1 protein-coding gene is annotated in these 726 nt (G+C 69.6%); it reads left to right on the forward strand.

Translation table 11 applies throughout. The annotated features are described in order from the left end of the window. Positions 1–726 (forward strand): ATP-binding cassette domain-containing protein (locus tag G7A99_RS22845; RefSeq protein ID WP_163144323.1); only part of this gene is annotated, 726 nt, incomplete at both ends.

The raw sequence follows: 726 nt of genomic DNA on the forward strand, positions 1-726 counted from the left end.
CACCTGACGGTCCGCGCCGGCGAGGTTCACGCCCTCGTGGGCGAGAACGGTGCCGGCAAATCCACGCTGGTCGGCGTCATCTGCGGGGCCGTGCAGCCGGATACCGGGCGGATGCGCTTCCTCGGCGAGGACTACCACCCGCGCTCGCCCCAGGAGGCATACCAGAGCGGCATCCGCGTGGTCTTCCAGCACCTCAGCCTGATCCCCAACCTGTCGGTCACGGACAACCTCTTCCTCGGCCGCGAGATGGCCGGCGCCCTCGGCTTCATCCGCCGGCGGGACATGGGCGTGCGCGCCCGCACCCTGCTCGAGGAGCTCGGCTTCGCGCACATCCCAGCCTCGGCCCGGGTGGACACGCTCAGCACCTCCCAGAAGTACCTCGTCGAGGTCGCCAAGGCGATGCTGGAGCGCCCGAAGCTGATCATCCTCGACGAGCCCACTGCGGCACTGAACGCCGCCGAGACCTCGGTGCTCTTCGACCTGGTGGCCTCGCTGAAGGACGCCGGCAGCGGGGTGATCTGGATCACCCACCGGCTGGAGGAGCTCTACCAGATCACCGACCAGGTCACGGTGATGCGCGACGGGCGTTTCGTGGAGACCCGGCCGACCGCGTCGCTGGAGCGCGACGAGATCATCCGGCTGATGACCGGCCGCCAGATCGCGGACTCCGAGGCCCCGGACCCGGCACACATCGGCAGCGAGAACCGCCTGGTCATCAGCGACCTG

It is taken from the genome of Arhodomonas sp. KWT, assembly GCF_010993615.1.